Source organism: Allobosea sp. NPDC003192 (assembly GCF_050275675.1).
Taxonomy (GTDB): Bacteria; Pseudomonadota; Alphaproteobacteria; order Rhizobiales; family Beijerinckiaceae; genus Allobosea.
The window spans coordinates 34,865-50,723 of sequence record NZ_JBNNPK010000004.1 but is presented as its reverse complement, the minus strand read 5'-3'; the positions used below and the strand labels follow the sequence as shown (position 1 = coordinate 50,723).

Annotated in this window: 15 protein-coding genes; 3 read left to right on the top strand and 12 right to left on the bottom strand. The window is 66.3% G+C overall.

What is annotated here, in order from left to right; translation table 11 throughout:
* Nucleotides 1-76: 76 nt before the first annotated feature.
* The 4 genes from ACQKLX_RS07100 to ACQKLX_RS07085 form a co-directional block, all read right to left on the bottom strand.
* Nucleotides 77-364, bottom strand: coding sequence for a (2Fe-2S)-binding protein (locus tag ACQKLX_RS07100; protein WP_091836568.1), 288 nt, complete (start codon nt 362-364; stop codon nt 77-79).
* Nucleotides 361-894 (bottom strand): iron response transcriptional regulator IrrA, encoded by a 534-nt coding sequence (gene irrA, locus ACQKLX_RS07095; RefSeq protein ID WP_427360768.1) that lies wholly within the window; start codon nt 892-894, stop codon nt 361-363. The genes ACQKLX_RS07100 and irrA overlap by 4 nt, the downstream gene beginning before the upstream one ends.
* 169 nt (nt 895-1,063) lie before the next feature.
* Nucleotides 1,064-2,653 carry a DHA2 family efflux MFS transporter permease subunit gene (locus ACQKLX_RS07090; RefSeq protein ID WP_427360766.1) on the bottom strand — a complete coding sequence of 530 codons (1,590 nt, stop codon included), beginning with the start codon at nt 2,651-2,653 and terminating at the stop codon, nt 1,064-1,066.
* 165 nt (nt 2,654-2,818) lie between these two features.
* Nucleotides 2,819-4,024 carry an HlyD family secretion protein gene (locus tag ACQKLX_RS07085; protein ID WP_427360764.1) on the bottom strand — a complete coding sequence of 402 codons (1,206 nt, stop codon included), beginning with the start codon at nt 4,022-4,024 and terminating at the stop codon, nt 2,819-2,821.
* Nucleotides 4,025-4,173: 149 nt separating this feature from the next.
* Here ACQKLX_RS07085 and ACQKLX_RS07080 point away from each other — a divergent pair, with 149 nt between their 5' ends.
* Nucleotides 4,174-4,842, top strand: a complete 669-nt coding sequence (locus ACQKLX_RS07080) for a TetR/AcrR family transcriptional regulator (protein WP_427360762.1) — start codon at nt 4,174-4,176, stop codon at nt 4,840-4,842.
* Nucleotides 4,843-4,857: 15 nt separating this feature from the next.
* Here ACQKLX_RS07080 and ACQKLX_RS07075 read toward each other — a convergent pair whose 3' ends face one another.
* Entirely contained in the window at nt 4,858-5,784 is a 927-nt protein-coding gene (locus tag ACQKLX_RS07075; protein ID WP_427361130.1) for a DMT family transporter, read from the bottom strand.
* A 172-nt stretch (nt 5,785-5,956) separates the two neighbouring features.
* Nucleotides 5,957-6,991 (bottom strand): aspartate-semialdehyde dehydrogenase, encoded by a 1,035-nt coding sequence (locus tag ACQKLX_RS07070; protein ID WP_427360761.1) that lies wholly within the window; start codon nt 6,989-6,991, stop codon nt 5,957-5,959.
* 448 nt (nt 6,992-7,439) lie between these two features.
* On the opposite strand from ACQKLX_RS07070, the gene ACQKLX_RS07065 reads away from it, so the two are divergent.
* A complete protein-coding gene (locus ACQKLX_RS07065) occupies nt 7,440-8,543 on the top strand; it encodes a hypothetical protein (protein ID WP_427360759.1) in 1,104 nt (367 codons plus the stop codon).
* Between the two features lie 199 nt (nt 8,544-8,742).
* The gene (locus ACQKLX_RS07060) at nt 8,743-9,048 is read left to right on the top strand and encodes a hypothetical protein (protein ID WP_427360758.1); all 306 of its coding nucleotides are present in this window, start codon (nt 8,743-8,745) and stop codon (nt 9,046-9,048) included.
* 149 nt (nt 9,049-9,197) lie between these two features.
* Here ACQKLX_RS07060 and ACQKLX_RS07055 read toward each other — a convergent pair whose 3' ends face one another.
* The 6 genes from ACQKLX_RS07055 to ACQKLX_RS07030 form a co-directional block, all read right to left on the bottom strand.
* Nucleotides 9,198-9,632, bottom strand: coding sequence for a hypothetical protein (locus ACQKLX_RS07055; RefSeq protein WP_427360756.1), 435 nt, complete (start codon nt 9,630-9,632; stop codon nt 9,198-9,200).
* A 141-nt stretch (nt 9,633-9,773) separates the two neighbouring features.
* Nucleotides 9,774-11,210, bottom strand: a complete 1,437-nt coding sequence (locus tag ACQKLX_RS07050) for a homospermidine synthase (protein ID WP_427360754.1) — start codon at nt 11,208-11,210, stop codon at nt 9,774-9,776.
* Between the two features lie 82 nt (nt 11,211-11,292).
* A complete protein-coding gene (locus ACQKLX_RS07045; RefSeq protein WP_427360753.1) occupies nt 11,293-12,105 on the bottom strand; it encodes a phosphodiesterase in 813 nt (270 codons plus the stop codon).
* A gap of 124 nt (nt 12,106-12,229) precedes the next feature.
* Nucleotides 12,230-12,766, bottom strand: a complete 537-nt coding sequence (locus tag ACQKLX_RS07040) for a GNAT family N-acetyltransferase (protein WP_427360751.1) — start codon at nt 12,764-12,766, stop codon at nt 12,230-12,232.
* Nucleotides 12,767-12,997: 231 nt separating this feature from the next.
* Complete coding sequence (locus ACQKLX_RS07035; protein ID WP_427360750.1) at nt 12,998-14,143, bottom strand: type III PLP-dependent enzyme; 1,146 nt, start codon at nt 14,141-14,143, stop codon at nt 12,998-13,000.
* Between the two features lie 573 nt (nt 14,144-14,716).
* Nucleotides 14,717-15,826 carry a calcium:cation antiporter gene (locus ACQKLX_RS07030; protein WP_427360748.1) on the bottom strand — a complete coding sequence of 370 codons (1,110 nt, stop codon included), beginning with the start codon at nt 15,824-15,826 and terminating at the stop codon, nt 14,717-14,719.
* Nucleotides 15,827-15,859 lie beyond the last annotated feature (33 nt).

The following is a 15,859-nucleotide window of genomic DNA, read 5'->3' as shown; positions in this document are numbered from 1 at the left end:
CCTAATGTAGAGCGACAGGGGCGGAAAGGGAAGGGCGGATTGCGCGCCTGACGGGAGAAAAATCGGGTCGCAGCGATCAGGCGGCGACGCGGTCGTCGTTCTCTTCGATGCCCGCCATCATCAGGCCGACCGAAACATGCACGGCGCATTCGACATCGTGGCTGGCGCAGCTATGGCACTGGCTGGCGCAGGCGGCGCGCGCCTCGACAAGCAAAGAGCGGACTTCGCGAGCGCAACGGCCGCAATCCGGGCTGCAGCCGAGGCAGTCATAGGCCTCGCCCGCGGTGCGCGGGCCGCTGCCGTCAGGGGCAATCGTGCCCTTGATCTGTCGGCAGGAGAGGACGTTGCAGGAGCAGACGATCACGCCCTGTGGCCCCCGGCGACCTTCGTCACCGTCTCCTCGCCATCGGCGCGACGCAGGCGCACGATCACCTCGACCGAGGAGATCATCATGCCGTCCGGCGCGACCGGCAGGCCCGAGACATGGATCTCGGAGCCCGGGATGTCGACGACCGTCTCGTCGTCCTCATTGTAGAAGTGGTGGTGCTCCGAGACGTTGGTGTCGAAGAAGGTCTTGGGGCCCGACACCGAAACCTGCCGCAACAGGCCCGCTTCCGAGAACTGGCGCAGCGTGTTGTAGACGGTCGCCAGCGAAAGCGGCTCACGGGCGCGCAGCGCTTCCTCATAGAGCATCTCGGCGCTGACATGACGGTCGCCCTTGGCGAAGAGCAGCCAGCCGAGCGCCATGCGCTGGCGGGTCGGACGCAGGCCGACGCTGCGCAGGCGCGCCTTGACCGCGCTGATCGGGCAGGCTGCCGGAGCCTTCTGCGGCCAGGGAATCTGGTCCACCTGGGCTCGCACCGGGCTGCCATCCTTGAGAGACAGAATGCTCATGAACGCCTTCCAACTCGAAGATCGGTGTGCTCGCAGTTTAGAATTTATCTAAACTACTGATATTGCTCATATTTTTGCCGTCTCCGAAGCCGACTGTCAATCTCTTCGCACCTGCGGCAAGACGCATCAGGGGGTTGTCCACGGTGCAGGAGGCCTCGTTCCGGAGGCGTCAGTGCCCACCACCTCCGGCCCCGGGCTTGGCCGCTGGCGGCTTGCTCATGAAGATGGCGAGCACGACCAGGGCTGCGAAAATGCAGGTCAGGCCGAGGAAGACATCGCCGAAAGCCATGACCAGCGCCTGCTTATGAGCCCGCTGCGTCAGTAGCTTCAGTGCCATCGACTGGGCAGCGTCGCCATATTCGATGAAGCGCTGCGTCATCGACGCCAGGTTCTCCTCGGCGATCTGGCGGCCGGCGGCGACGGCCTCGTGCAGGCGGGTGATATGCAGGTCGGTGCGGCTGTTGAGCAGGGTGTTGATCACCGCGAGCCCGACCGCGCCGCCGAGATTGCGGGTGAGGTTGTAGAGGCCCGAGGCGTTCTTGAGCTGCTGCGGCGGCAAGGTGCCGAGCGCCAGGTTGTTGATAGGCACCATGCACAGCATCAGCGAGCAGCCGCGCAGGATCTGCGGCACCAGGAGCTCGTAGAAGTCCCAATCGGCGGTGATGGCCGAGGCAATGTAGGTGCCGAGCGCGAAGCCGCCGAAGCCGATCATCATCATGATGCGCGGGTCGAGCTTGGCCGAGAGGCGCCCGGCGATCGGCGCCGTCAGGAACATGGCGAGGCCGGTGACGAACATGGTCTCGCCGATCATCAGCGCGTCATAGCCGCGGATGCGCCCGAGATAGACCGGGTAGAGATAGGTCAGCCCGTAGAGGCCGATGCCCATGGTGAAGGAGAACAGCGAGCCGAAGGCGAAGTTGCGGTTGCGGAAGGCGTAGAGGTCGACGAGCGGATCGTCGCGCGTCAGCGCCCGCCAGAAGAACAGGATGGCGCCGATGATCATCACGAAGGTGAAGAGCACGATCTCATGGCTCTCGAACCAGTCGAGCCGCGTGCCCTCTTCGAGCACATACTCCATGCTGCCGAGGAAGGCGGCCATGGCGCCGAGGCCGACCCAGTCGAAGCGGCGGAGCAGGCTGTGGTCGGGCTTGTCGAAATCGATCAGCGTCCAGGCGGCGATGGTGACGCCGATGCCGGGCACGACATTGACCAGGAAGAGCCAGTGCCAGGAGAAGGCGTGGCTGAGATAGCCGCCGACGGTCGGGCCGATGGTCGGGGCGAGCGTGGCGATCAGGCCGATCAGCGGCGAGACGATCGGCCGCTTCGAGGCCGGGAAGATGGTGAAGGCCGCGGCGAAGACGCCGGGGATCATGCCGCCGCCGATGAAGCCCTGGATTGCCCGCCATAGGATCATCTCGTTGATCGAACTGGAGGTGGCGCAGAGCACGCTCGCGACGGTGAAGCCGGCGGCGGCGATCGAGAAGAAGACGCGGGTCGACAGCGCCCGGCTGAGATAGCCGGACAAGGGGATCATGATGACTTCAGCGATCAGATAGGCGGTCTGGACCCAGGCGATCTCGTCGCTGGAGGCCGACAGCCCGGCCTGGATTTCGGCGAGCGAGGCCGAGACGATCTGGATGTCGAGAATCGCCATGAACATGCCGAAGACCATCGCCAGGAAGGCGAAGATCCGGCGCATCGGAATGGCGTCCTCGGCCGGCGTGGGACCGGCGGGAAGCGCAGTCGTGGCGGTGGCCATTCAGGCCTCCTCGACAGGGTATCGCTGTCTGGTTGATAGGGCCGGGCCCCCGGCCCGAGGAGCGCCGTGAGGCGCGGTGCGCTTTGGCCCAGAAGGGGCGATTGAGCCTTGGCGCATCGCCATTCCCCGGTCGGGAACGGCTCCTCGGGTCGAGGGTCCGGAAACTTACTTCTGTGCGCCTGGCCGCGGGTCGATCGAGACCACGACCGACATGCCAGGACGCAGAATGTGCTTGCCGGCCGATTCCGGCGACAGGGCGATGCGGACCGGCACGCGCTGGACGATCTTGGTGAAGTTGCCGGTGGCATTGTCGGGCGGCAGCAGGGTGAAGACCGAGCCGGTGCCGCCGGCGATACCGCTGACGGTGCCGTCGAAGACCTGCCCGGGCAGGGCGTCGACGGTGATCTTCGCCCTGTCGCCGATCTTCAGCGGGCCGACCTGCGTCTCCTTGAAATTGGCGTCGACATAGACCTTGTCGAGCGGGACGATCGACATCAGGCGCTTGCCGGCGCTGACGAGGTCGCCGAGCTGCATGTTGGTGTTGGCGACGAGGCCGTCGATCGGGGCGGAAATCGTCATGAAGGAGAGATCGCGCGCCGCCTTGTCCTCGGCGACCTTGAGCTCGTCGATCTGCCGGGCGGCCTCGACGCGCTGCGCCTTCAGCACCTCGATATTGGCCTGGGCCTGGACGACGCCGGCCTTGGCGCTGGCGAGCGAGGCGACTGCCTGGTCGCGCGCGGCGGTGGCGGCGTCGAGCGTCGCCTGCGAGCCATAGGACTTGGCGGCGAGATTGCTGGCGCGGTCGAAATCGGCGGCGGTGCGGGTGACGGCAGCCTCGGCTGAGCTCTGCTGCGCCTGCGCCTGCTGCAGGCTGGCGCGGGCAGCCTCGACCTGCGCATCGATGCGCGAGAGCGTGGCCTTGGCGGTCGCGCTCTTGGCCTGTGCGCTCTCCAGCGCGATGCGCTGGTCGCCGTTGTCGAGCTTGACCAGCTGCTGGCCGGCCTTGATCTCCTGGTTCTGCGTCACCGCGATCGTCGCGATGTTGGCGGGCAGCTTGGCCGAGATCGTCGCCATCTCGGCGCCGACATAGGCGTCGTCGGTGGAGACGATGAAGCGGCCATTGCGCCACCAGTCGACGCCGAACCAGAGGCCGGCGGCGAGGGCCGTGCCCGCGACGAGGATCAGCGCGACGCGCTTGGCGCCGCTGCGCTTAGGCGCCGGCTTCTCGCCTGCCTGGGGGGAAGAAGTGCGTTCTCCGTCAGCCTTGCGGGCTTCGGCAGGTGCTGGCGTCTGCTCGAGCACGGGATCGACCAGCTTCAGCCGGTCGCGGCGGGGCTCGGTGCGCTTTTCAACGGCAGATTCGACAGTCATGGTGGCTATGCCCTGACAATCACAATTCGAACCGCTCGGTTCGATTGTGGTTGAAATAGCGCCGGACGCGGTGCATATCAAGAGGAAATCGAACCAATCGGTTCGATTATTTTTGCAAGCGCGACTATGCGCGAAACGGAAGGACGATGATGAGCGCGACGCTGGAGCCGCGGCACGTCAAGGCGATCTCCCGCAACCGGCGTGTCGCCGGGGCGGATCCCGACAAGCGTCATCAGATTCTCGAGGGCGCGCACGCCGTGTTCACGGCGCGCGGCTTCGATGCGGCCAGCATGAACGACATCGCCGCGGCGGCGAATGTCTCCAAGGGCACGCTCTATGTCTATTTCGAGGACAAGGAGCATCTCTTCGTCGCGCTGATCGAGCGCGAGCGCGAGAAGCAGAAGCAGGGCATGTACGAGGCGCTGGCCGAGGAGCCGGATCTCGCCCTGGCGCTGACGAATTTCGGCGTGGGGCTGGTGCGCCTGCTGACCGGCCCGTTTGCACTGAGCGCCCACCGGATCGTGCTGGGGGTCGCCGAGCGCATGCCCGAGCTTGGTCGCGAATTCTACGAGCGCGGCCCGATGCAGGGCGCCCGGAACCTGGCGGCCTTTCTCGACCAGCGCGTCGCCAAGGGCGAATTGGCGATCGCGGACACTGCCCTGGCTGCCGCGCAGTTCGTCGATCTCTCGCAGTCGACCCTGATGCGCCCGCGCTTGTTCAATGCGGTACGTACGCCGCCGAGCGAGGACGAGATCGCGCGCGTGGTCGGCGAGGCGGTGACGACCTTCATGGCGCGCTATGGCGTAAAGGCGGTCTGAGACTGCCGCGAAAGTTCAGTGCCCCGTGACCTTGTGCGCCCTGATGCGCTCGCGATGGGCGGTGTAGAGGCCCGACGCGATGATGATCGCCGAGCCGAACCAGGTGAAAACGTCGGGCAGCACCGAAAACAGGATGAAGCCGAAGGCCGAGGCCCAGAGCAGCTGGACATAGGAGAAGGGCGCCAGCAGCGAGGCGTCGGCGTGCCGGAAGGCCTGGATCACGAACCAGTGGCCGACGGTCGAGGACACGCCGATGAACAGGCCGACCAGCAGAGCTTCGGTCGATAGCGGCTGCCAGGTCAGCGGTTGCAGCGCCGACAGCACCAGGCAGCCGACCACTGCCGACCAGGCGAGCGTCGTCACAGGGTTTTCGGTCGCGCTCATCATCCGGGTGACGATCAGCGCGAAGGCCCAGGTCACCGCCGACAGCACCGGCAATATCGAGGCGAGCTGGAAATCGCTGCCGCCCGGTCGGACGACGATCAGCACGCCGATTAGGCCGACGGCCGTCGCGGTCCAGCGCCGCCAGCCGATTTTCTCGCCGAGGATCGGGATCGAGAGTGCGGTGACGAAGAGCGGCGAGACGAAGCTCGTCGCGGTCGCGTCGGCGATCGGCAGATATCGGAGCGAGGAGACGAACAGGATCGAAGAGACTGTCACGGCGACGCCACGCAGGATCTGCATGCTGGCGCGCCGCGGCTTCAGTTGCTTGAAGCCGCCGGGAGCAGCGACCGCCAGCATGATCAGTGCGAAGGCGGCATAACGCAGCCAGACGACCTGGATCGCCGGCGTGGTGGCGGTGAGGTATTTCGAGGCGACGTCGGCGGCGGAGAGGAAGACGCTGCCGAGCAGCATCAGGCCGATGGCGCGCAGGCTGTTGTCGCGCCGCGGCGCAGGGCGCTGCGGCGGCTCGGCCGGGGCTGGTTCGACCGGCAGAGGCACTCTGGTCAAGGTGTCGGGCAAGGTCTTCGACAAATCTCTAGGAGAAGCCGACCCTAGCCGAGGATCGCGGCGATCCCTTGCGCAAATCCGGCACGGCCGCCATGCGTCCGCGCAAGAAAAAGGCGGGCACGAGGCCCGCCTTGAAATTTTCTTTGAACAGGGTGGCCCGAATTCAGGCCGCCTGCTTGCGCGGCTGGATCAGCTTGCGGTTGACCAGAACCTCGGCGATCTGGACCGCATTGAGTGCCGCACCCTTGCGCAGATTGTCGGAGACGCACCAGAAGGCGAGCCCGTTCTCGACCGTGGCGTCCTCGCGGATGCGCGAGATATAGGTCGCGTCCTCGCCGGCTGCCTCATGCGGGGTGATGTAGCCGCCGGGCTCGTGCTTGTCGATGACGAGGATGCCGGGGGCGGTGCGCAGCACCTCGCGCGCCTCGTCGGCGGTGACCGGCTTCTCGCACTCGATGTTGACGCTCTCGGAATGGCCGATGAAGACCGGCACGCGCACGCAAGTAGCGGTCAGCTTGATCTTCGGATCGAGGATCTTCTTGGTCTCCGCCATCATCTTCCACTCTTCCTTGGTGAAGCCGTCTTCCATGAAGACGTCGATGTGCGGAATGACGTTGAAGGCGATGCGCTTGGAGAACTTCTTGGCCTCGACCTCGCCGGCGGCGAAGACCGAGCGGGTCTGGTTGAAGAGCTCGTCCATCGCCTCCTTGCCGGCGCCGGAGACCGACTGATAGGTCGAGACCACGACGCGCTTGACGCCGAAGCGCTCATGCAGCGGCTTCAGCGCCACGACGAGCTGCGCCGTCGAGCAGTTCGGGTTGGCGATGATGTTCATCTTGCTGAAGCCGGCGGCTGCGGCGGCGTTCACCTCCGGCACGATCAGCGGCACGTCGGGATGCATGCGCCAGGTCGAGGAGTTGTCGATCACGACCGCGCCCTGCGCGCCGATCTTCGGCGACCATTCCTTCGAGACCGCGCCGCCGGCCGACATCAGGCAGATATCGGTGTCGGAGAAGTCGTAATGCTCGAGCGCCTTTACCTTCAGCGTCTTGTCGCCGAAGGAGACCTCGGTGCCGACGGAGCGGGAGGAGGCGAGCGCCACGACCTCGCTGACGGGGAAAGCGCGCTCGGCGAGGATGTCGAGCATTTCATGGCCCACATTGCCCGTGGCGCCGACGACCGCGACCTTGAAGCTCATCTTCGTGAATTCCTTCTGGCGAAACCGGTTATGCCTCCCCGGGGAGCCGTCGCCGCTGATCTCGCTTGCGGGTTCGGCCGGTTGACCCCGGCCGGGGGGGAGAACCCGGAATCGAGGCGACGTGTCAGTGCGACGTCCGGGTTTTCCCGGCCGTCGTTTTGGTCGTGGTTTTCGTCGTCAGACGGAACGTCACAGAGCCAACCTGAGCATCATCGCGAAGCCGGGAGATAGGAGCCCGGCGCGCAATCCCAAACACAAGCTGCCGTAAAAAGTCAATCGTCCTGCTGGCTCGCCGACGTTAACCCTGCCTCCTTACCCGTCATTGACCCTGTTTCGTGATGGAAGGCGCCTGGTAACGGCCTGCTCATTGCGGACGGCGAAAGCTCGCCAGCGAGTGGGACGAGGCGGCTTGCAGGGGTGCGGGCTGCCCAATGGGTCGGGTTCTGTCGTGTCCGGGGACGAGATCAGCGCCATCTGGCAACGAGTCAAACTGCGCCTGCAGGAAAGCGGCCAACGCGTTCAGCCGCGCCTGCAAGGCCTGGCCGATGCCGCGCCGGGGCGCTTCGACCTTGCCGCACGGCTGGTCGATCTCGCAGATGCAGCCGAGGCCGGCCTCGGACGGGTCATGCGGCCGGTGCGGCGCGTCTTCCGGTCCAGCGCCATCGGCTTGACCGGCGGCCTCGTCTGGCGCGGCCTGGCGGCCCTGACCGGGGTCAGCCTGACCGCGATGCTCGTTGCCGGTCTCTCTTCTGGTTCGTCGGAACCCGCGCTCGCCAGCCTGACGTTGACGGAGGCTTCAGCCGCTCCCGTGGTGCGCGATGTCCGTCTGCAGGCACTGCCGATGGCCGCCGGACAGGAAGGCTGGGTGACGATCGGCCGGCCGATCGCGCTGTTCGGGGTGGAATCCCCGGAACTCGACAAGCGCAACGCCTATGAAGCGCGGCGCAGCCAGGACGGACAGAGTCGCGAGGACGTGCTGACTTTTGGCGCGTTCGATGACGGCAAGTCGTTCCTGTCGCTCAAATTCCGGATCAACCGCGATGCGCAGGCGCAGAAAGTGCTCGCCGGAGTATCGCAGCCCTTCGTGATCGGTCTCGTGCGCGAGAGTGCAGCGCGTGGCCTCTCGGTCGGGCGCAGCGGCGCGGCTACCACGATCGAGACCAAGTTCGGTACCGTCGAGACCGCCGATATCGGCCTCAGCGACGGCGCGGCCGGACGCGCCTGTATCGCCTTCCGCCATCTCGACGCGGCGGCGCATCTCTCCTTCTCGGGCTGGTGGTGCGGCAGCGAGGCCAGGCCGGCCGACCGGGCGCAACTGATCTGCCTGATCGATCGGATCGATCTCCTGAGCGCCGGCGACGATCCGGAGTTGCGCACCAGCTTCGCCCGCACCGAGCTCAACCGCCGGCAGGGCTGTTCGGTGCCACGGCTCGCCGCGACCGGCCGCAAGGGCTCCTGGCTCGACGCCGACAGCAAGGCGCCGGCGCTGCGGCCGACCAAAGCATCGGACCGAAAAGTGGAATCCACTTTTCGGAAAAATCCGATGCTGTGACAGTGAGATAGATCACCGTTATCGCGTTCTGTCGGACGCGCGGTGATCTAGCGGCAAGCAGGCGCAGGCGCGGTAACGGCCTCGTGTTGCTCCGCGGCACTGGCGGGCCGCAACAAAAGCATTAACTCTGGAATTGTATCGTCAGCGACAGCCGATCCGCCGGCAGCTTCGGCGGAGGCAACCGCCTCAGGAGATCGTCATGCGTTCGCTTTCCCGCCTCGCCGCCGGCCTGGCCTTGTCCGTCGCAGCCGTCACCTTCGCGGTCTCGGTGGCCGAAGCCCAGCAGCAGCGCCGTCCACTGCGCGTCACCGTGCAGAAGCGCAGCTATTTCGACGCCGGCAATGTCGTGCCGGTCGGCAGCATGAACCGCTATGCGACGCAGAACATCGTGGCGAGTCCGGTCTATTCGGCCTCCGGCGAGCTCTACGGTGAAGGCACGCTGCCCTCGCGCATCGGCTCGGGTGCCAACCCGTTCGCCAACAGCTTCTCGTCGCCGCGCTTTTGAGCTGCGTTCGGTGATTTTGTGTCATTGCGTCGTCGCCACGCTCGCAATGACACTCAACTAAGTTGAGAGGGAATCGGAATAAAGCTTCTTCGCGCGGACTGAAGAAGCGATCGGGATGACGTTGTCTTGCCGGTCGAGCCGATAGTAAACTAATTCGGATGGGCTTTGAAAAAGTCCATGCCGATCTGGCCTAAGGTCCAAGTTCCGTCGAAAAGCCCGGACTCGGTGAACTTGCCGGCAACGTAGGCACTCCGGCCGATATTGCCGCCGTTGACGCCGCCGCCGCAACTTGTCCGGTCTGCCGGGATGCGGATGGTCTCGTTGGTTTCGACGCCACGGATGCCCTCCAATACCTTGGCGATCGCTGTCGCCCTCTCAAAATTCGGAGGGCTACCGGCCAGCTTATCACGATCGATGCGCAGGATCTCGACCCGTGCGATCACTGGGCTGTTCTGAGCGATGGGCGGTATGGCCGGCAGCAGCACGACTTGATGAAATTGCGCCCCACGACAAGCGTGTGCCGGGATAGTGGTCGCCATCTGAGCTGTAAGCGACAGAAACAGGATGGTCGCGGCTCGCCACATGCTGGCATCATAGCGCGGTCAAGGCACCGCATCCATCGCTGGCCGCGCAGAATGGCGGAATGCCGGAGCGATCTCTTTTGAACAGCGCTGATTCCGTCGTTCCGGGCCACCATGCGGCAGCCCGGAACGCAGTTATGCGCGTCAGCGGACCAGGATGTTCCTGAACTGCCAGGGATCGCTGGTGTCGATGTCCTCGGGGAACAGGCCCGGGCGGCCGTCGAGCGGAGTCCAGTCCGTGTAATAGCCCTTCACCGGCCCGAGATAGGGCATCTGGATCGCAAGGCAGCGGTCGAGATCCATCTCCTCGACCTCGACGATGCCGGCCTTGGGGTTCTCCAGTGCCCAGACCATGCCGGCGAGCACGGCCGAGGTGACCTGCAGGCCGGTCGCAGTCTGATAGGGAGCGAGTTTGCGCGCTTCCTCCGTCGAGAGCTGCGAGCCGAACCAGTAGGCGCCCTTGTCGTGGCCGTAGAGCAGCACGCCGAGCTCGTCGATGCCGTCGATGACCTCGTTCTCCTCGAGGATGTGGTGCTCCTCCTGCGGACGGCCGGCATTGCCGAACATCTCGTGCAGCGAGAGCACCGCGTCGTTGGCCGGGTGATAGGCGTAGTGGCAGGTCGGTCGGTAGACCGCCTTGCCGGCCTCGTCGCGCACGGTGAAGTAGTCGGCGATCGAGATCGACTCGTTATGCGTCACTAGGAAGCCGTATTGCGGGCCAGGCGTCGGGCACCAGCTGCGCACCTTGGTCTCGGCGCCGGCCTGCATCAGGTAGATCGCCGCCTGCGAGCCGGTCTCATGGGTGCGGGCGTTGTCCGGCATCCACTTCTCATGGGTGCCCCAGCCGAGTTCGGCCGGCTGCACGCCCTCGGAGATGAAGCCCTCGACCGACCAGGTGTTGACGAAGACGCCCGGCGGCTTCGGGTTCTTCGAGCGCTGCGTGTCGCGCTCGGCGATATGGATGCCCTTGACGCCGACCTGCTTCATCAGCCCGGCCCATTCCTCGCGGGTGGTCGGCTGCGGCACGTTGAGGCGCATGTCGGAGGCGATGTTCAGCAGAGCCTTCTTGGCCAGCCAGGAGGCCATGCCGGGATTGGCGCCGCAGCAGGAGACGGCCGTCGTCGAGCCCGGCGCGCGGGCGCGCTTGGCGGCGAGCGTCATCTCGCGCAGCGCGTAGTTCGAGCGCTCGCCCGGGCCCTTCGTCTCGTCGAAATAGAAGCCGAGCCAAGGCTCGTTGACCGTGTCGATATAGAGCGCGCCGAGGCTGGAGCAGAGCTCCATGATGTCGCGCGAGCCGGTGTCGCAGGACAGGTTGACGCAGAAGCCCTGGCCACCGCCCGCGGTCAGCAGCGGCTCCAGCATGGTCTTGTAGTTCTCGAGCGTCACGGCTTCCTGGATGAAGCGGATGCCGCGCTCGTCCAGCAAGGCGCGGTTGTCGTCGTCGGGTGCGATCACCACGAACCGGCTCTTGTCGAATTTGAGATGCCGCTCGATCAGCGGCAGTGTCCCGCGGCCGATCGAACCGAAGCCGATCATCACGATCGGGCCACTGATCTCGCCGTATACGGGCCAATCCGTCATTCTTTTTCACTCCTGGGTGGTCGGGTTGAGGATAAGCGGACGCTGGTATGGGGCGGGGTCTCCGGCGTCAATGCCGGCAGGCTCAGTCCTTGCCGAGGCTGAACGGGTAGGGCCCCTCGAAGGCGCCGACATAGGCGGTGTGCGAGATCAGGCCGGCGCCGGGCTGCCAGATGTGCAGCATGAAGGCCGGAGGCTCCATTAGGAAGCGCGCCTCCGCGCCTGGCGTCAGGTCGAGGATGACCTGATGCGCGACACCCGGCACGACCTGGCCGATCGTGCCGGCATAGCGGACCTGGACCGGGCGGTGATGATGGCCGCTGAGCACGCGCTCGATGTTCGGGTGCCGCGAGACAATCTCGGTCAACCGCGCCGCCCCGTCCTTGAGCATGACCGCGTCCATATAGCCGAGGCCGCAGGAGAAGGGCGGATGGTGCGTGAACAGGATGGCGGGCCTACCTTCGGCTTCCGCCAGCGCCCCTTCGAGGAAGTCGAGGCGTGCATCGCAGATCGCGCCGGCGCTGGAGCCCGGCAGCAGCGTGTCGAGGCCGATCAGCCTGAGGGGGCCGAGATCGGCCTTGAACTGGATGAAGCCGCCGGCGAGATCGGCATGCGGGCCGAGGTCGAGCCCGGCGATCATCGCCTCGCGGACATCGTGATTGCCGGGGATCAGCAGCGTCGGCAGGCCGAGCTTGTCCAGCATCGAGCGGACGAGCGCATATTCCTCCGGCAGGCCGCTCTCGGTCAGGTCGCCGGTGATGACGAGCACGTCCGGCCGGATGGGTAGGGCGGCGACGGCGTCGAAGGCGCGCTGGGTCATGCCGATCGTGTCGGAGACCTTGAGGGCGAGGCGGCCCGGCGGGCAGATGTGCAGGTCGGAGAGATGGGCGATCAGCATTTGGTCTTCTTCGTCAGGGAAGGCGTTGCAGGCCGCCTTACCTGACGGCAGCCCGCGCAGCCAAGGCTGCGCGGGCTTCAATGACGCGATTTGATGACGGATCGACTACGATCCGAGAGCGAGGTCAGGCGGCGCGACGTCGGAGACCTTCCATTCCCTCGGCCGGGGCGAGCGCCCCCGTGGCTTTCAGGACGCCGCTCGCGCCCTGGAGCGCGCCGTCACGCAGCTCGAGGCCGAGGAAACGCTCGCGCTCGAACGGGCCGGGCATGGCGAGCTCGGCCATCGGCTCGGCTGTGAAGCCGAAGCGTGCGTAATAGGGCGCATCGCCGACGAGCAGGATCGCGCCATGGCCGCGGCAGGCAGCGCGCCAGATCGCCTCGCGCATCATCGCCTTGCCGAGACCCTCGCCCTGCAAGTCCGGCGAAACCGCGAGCGGGCCGAGCAGCAGCGCCGGCTTGCCGGCGGCCTCGACATGCCAGAGGCGTACGGTCGCGACGACGGCGCCGTCGCGCTCGGCGGTCAGGGCCAGTCCTTCCGCCGGCAGGCGGCCCTCGCGCAGGCGCTCGCTCGACTTGGTCGTACGGCGCTCGCCGAGGCAGCGGTCGAGCAGGGCCTCGCGGGCCGGGATATCGGTCTCGATCTCGTCGCGGATCGTGATCATGACGCACCTCCTGCCGGAGCGCCCGCCATCGCGCGGACCTTCCCGGCGCCGCTCAGCGAGCGGCCACAAACAGGGGAATGTGTGGAAGAGGGTCCGGCGGGAGCCACGCCCGCGCTCCATTCTTGGAGGCACGAACGCTCCGCCCGGTTTCCCGGGCGGCCTGCCGATCGGTGGCAGGGCGCTTCGCCGGACCCGATTGGTGAGGGAGGGTCTCTCAACCCTCCCGTTTCGTCAGATGACGTACTGCTTCAGCGGCGGGAAGCCGTTGAAGGCGACGGCCGAATAGGTCGTCGTATAGGCGCCGGTGCCTTCGATCAGGACCTTGTCGCCGATCTCCAGGCTGAACGGCAGCATGTACGGGGTCTTCTCGTACATGACGTCGACCGAATCGCAGGTCGGGCCGGCGAGCACGCAGGGAACCGTGGCGTCGCCGTCCCGGATCGTTCGGATCGGGTAGCGGATCGCCTCGTCCATCGTCTCGGCGAGACCGTTGAACTTGCCGATGTCGAGATAGACCCAGCGAACCTGGTCGTCCTCGCTCTTCTTCGAGATCAGCACGACCTCGGCCTCGATCAGGCCGGCTTCGCCGACCATGCCGCGGCCCGGCTCGATGATGGTCTCCGGCAGACGGTTGCCGAAATGCTTCGACAGCGCCTGGAAGATCGCATCGCCATAGGCCGGCACGCCCGGAATCGGACGCAGGTAGCGCGCAGGGAAGCCGCCGCCGAGGTTGACCATCGACAGCGACAGGCCGCGGGTGGCGCACTCCTTGAACACGGCCGAGGCCGAGGCCAGGGCCGAATCCCAGGCGTTCACGTTCGCCTGCTGCGAGCCGACGTGGAACGAGATGCCATAGGCCTGCAGGCCGAGGCGATGGCCGTGCTCGAGCACGTCCGCGGCCATCTCGGGTACGCAGCCGAACTTGCGCGAGAGCGGCCAGTCGGCGCCGGCGCCGTCGCAGAGGATGCGGCAGAAGATGCGCGCGCCCTCGGCCTTGGTTGCCGTGGCGGCACGGGCGATCTTCTCGACCTCGGCCTGGCAGTCGACGGCGAACAGGCGCACGCCGAGCTCCATGGCGCGGGCGACGTCGCGCTCCTTCTTGATGGTGTTGCCGAAGGAGATGCGATCCGCCGTGGCGCCGGCCGCGAGGGCGAGCTCGATCTCGACGACCGAGGCGCAATCGAAGCAGGAGCCGAGCTTGGCCAGCAGGCGCAGCACTTCCGGCGCCGGGTTCGCCTTGACCGCGTAGAAGACACGGGTGTCCGGCAGCGCCCGGGAGAAGGCGACATAGTTCTCGCGCACGACCTCGAGGTCGATCACGACGCAGGGACCATCCTCGCGGCGGTCACGCAGAAATTCACGGATGCGCTCGGTCATGAGACGCTGCTCCTCTTCGGCGCAAGCGGCGCCGATACGACGTGTAGCCGGGGAGAAACGTTCGCGATCCGAGGCGCTGTGGAGACGCCTAAGGACTGCGGACGAAACGTCCGGACCCGAAACACCGTCGATTGGGAGAACCCCGCACGGCCGGCAATGAAGGACAAGCCTCTTCGGTGCCGGCCTGTGGAAAGCCGGCGAGACCAAAAAAGCCCGCTCCGTCGTTGCTTTAAGCTGCGTCCCCCGTGGAGATTCGGGGTTCGCCGGTTTTGCCTCCGGCTGCCGGTCGCTGTTCGGGAGCGGCCCTCTTGCGAGCGCCGGGAGCGTGATTTGAGGGGATATCCATCCCCCTCCATCCGTTTCCCATCCCTGGCGGCTGTCCGGCCTCTTGTCCGGATGCCCACCGACCAGCACGCGGCCACAGGCACGTGCGAATTGGGTGAGCCCCATATACGGACGGGTGCACTTCGCTTCAAGTTTTTTCTGACGGCCGGGGCCGGATTTTTTACAGGACGCGATGCAGGGCGGGAGCGCTGATCGGCGGCGACCCGCACGGGCCGTTCGCCGCCGGTTTCAAGGCTGGAAAGTCAGGAACAGGAAGGTCGCGAAGATCACGAGATGGACGATGCCGTGCAGGATGTTGGTGCGGCCCGTCGCGAAGGTGAGGGTGCTGACCAGCAGGGTGAGCGCGAGCAGCACCGAATCGGCACCGTCGAGACCGAGCGCGAGCGGCTTGCCGAGATGGAGCGTGACGAGCGCCACGGCGGGAACGGTCATGCCGATCGTCGCCAGCGCCGAGCCGAGGGCGAGGTTGAGCGATTTCTGCAAGGCGTCGCCGCGGGCCGCCTGGACGGCGGCGATCCCCTCCGGCAGCAGAATGAGGATGGCGACGAGCAGGCCTGTCACCGGTGGCGGCGCGCCCATCGCCTCACGGCCGAGCTCGACGATGACGGAGAATTTCTTCGACAGCAGCACCACCGCGACGAGGGCGACGAGCAGCAATGTGAGGCTGATCGCGACACGGCGCGGCGAGAGGTTGACGTGCCAGTCGTGTTCGTCCGATGAGGCGATGAAGTAGTCGCGGTGACGGACCGTCTGGATGTAGAGGAAGGCTCCGTAAAGCACGAGGGTGACGATGGCCGCGAAGGCGAGCTGAACCGGCGAATAGGTCGGGCCGGGGGCATGCTCGGTGTAGTTCGGCAGGATCAGGGTGAGCGTCGCCAGCACGAGCAGGACAGCGAGATAGGCGCCGGCGCCGGAGACGCGGAAGCTCTGCTCGCGATAGCGCAGCCCGCCGATCAGGATGCACAGGCCAGTGAGGCCGGCGCAGACCGTCATCACCACCGCATAGACCGTGTCGCGCGCCAGCTCCGGACTGCCGTCCTTGCCCGACAGCATGACCGAGGCGATCAGGGCGACCTCGATGATGGTCACGGCCGCAGTGAGGACGAGCGTGCCATAGGGCTCGCCGGTCCAGTGCGCGATCACCTCGGCGTGGTAGACCGCTGCGAAAATGGCGGCGAACATCACCGGGATGAGCAGCACGGCGAGTAGGATGCCGGCCGGGCCGGGCGCCAGCTGGTCGGCGAAGCCGATCGCCGAGGCGACGGCGTAGAAGAGCAGCCCCAGCAACGGATAGATCCAGGCCGTCCCCGGCATGGCCTTCAGGCGTTCGGCGTTCATCGTCGGCTCTCGGAACGGAAGGAGGGAGGGACG

Excerpts from the sequence above, each read along its gene's own strand:
- ACQKLX_RS07035 (WP_427360750.1), bottom strand. The coding sequence starts at position 14,143 with ATGACCGAGCGCATCCGTGAATTTCTGCGTGACCGCCGCGAGGATGGT.
- ACQKLX_RS07045 (WP_427360753.1), bottom strand. The coding sequence starts at position 12,105 with ATGCTGATCGCCCATCTCTCCGACCTGCACATCTGCCCGCCGGGCCGC.
- ACQKLX_RS07030 (WP_427360748.1), bottom strand. The coding sequence starts at position 15,826 with ATGAACGCCGAACGCCTGAAGGCCATGCCGGGGACGGCCTGGATCTAT.
- ACQKLX_RS07070 (WP_427360761.1), bottom strand. The coding sequence starts at position 6,991 with ATGAGCTTCAAGGTCGCGGTCGTCGGCGCCACGGGCAATGTGGGCCAT.
- ACQKLX_RS07055 (WP_427360756.1), bottom strand. The coding sequence starts at position 9,632 with ATGTGGCGAGCCGCGACCATCCTGTTTCTGTCGCTTACAGCTCAGATG.
- ACQKLX_RS07080 (WP_427360762.1), top strand. The coding sequence starts at position 4,174 with ATGAGCGCGACGCTGGAGCCGCGGCACGTCAAGGCGATCTCCCGCAAC.
- ACQKLX_RS07085 (WP_427360764.1), bottom strand. The coding sequence starts at position 4,024 with ATGACTGTCGAATCTGCCGTTGAAAAGCGCACCGAGCCCCGCCGCGAC.
- irrA (WP_427360768.1), bottom strand. The coding sequence starts at position 894 with ATGAGCATTCTGTCTCTCAAGGATGGCAGCCCGGTGCGAGCCCAGGTG.
- ACQKLX_RS07050 (WP_427360754.1), bottom strand. The coding sequence starts at position 11,210 with ATGACGGATTGGCCCGTATACGGCGAGATCAGTGGCCCGATCGTGATG.
- ACQKLX_RS07040 (WP_427360751.1), bottom strand. The coding sequence starts at position 12,766 with ATGATCACGATCCGCGACGAGATCGAGACCGATATCCCGGCCCGCGAG.
- ACQKLX_RS07060 (WP_427360758.1), top strand. The coding sequence starts at position 8,743 with ATGCGTTCGCTTTCCCGCCTCGCCGCCGGCCTGGCCTTGTCCGTCGCA.
- ACQKLX_RS07090 (WP_427360766.1), bottom strand. The coding sequence starts at position 2,653 with ATGGCCACCGCCACGACTGCGCTTCCCGCCGGTCCCACGCCGGCCGAG.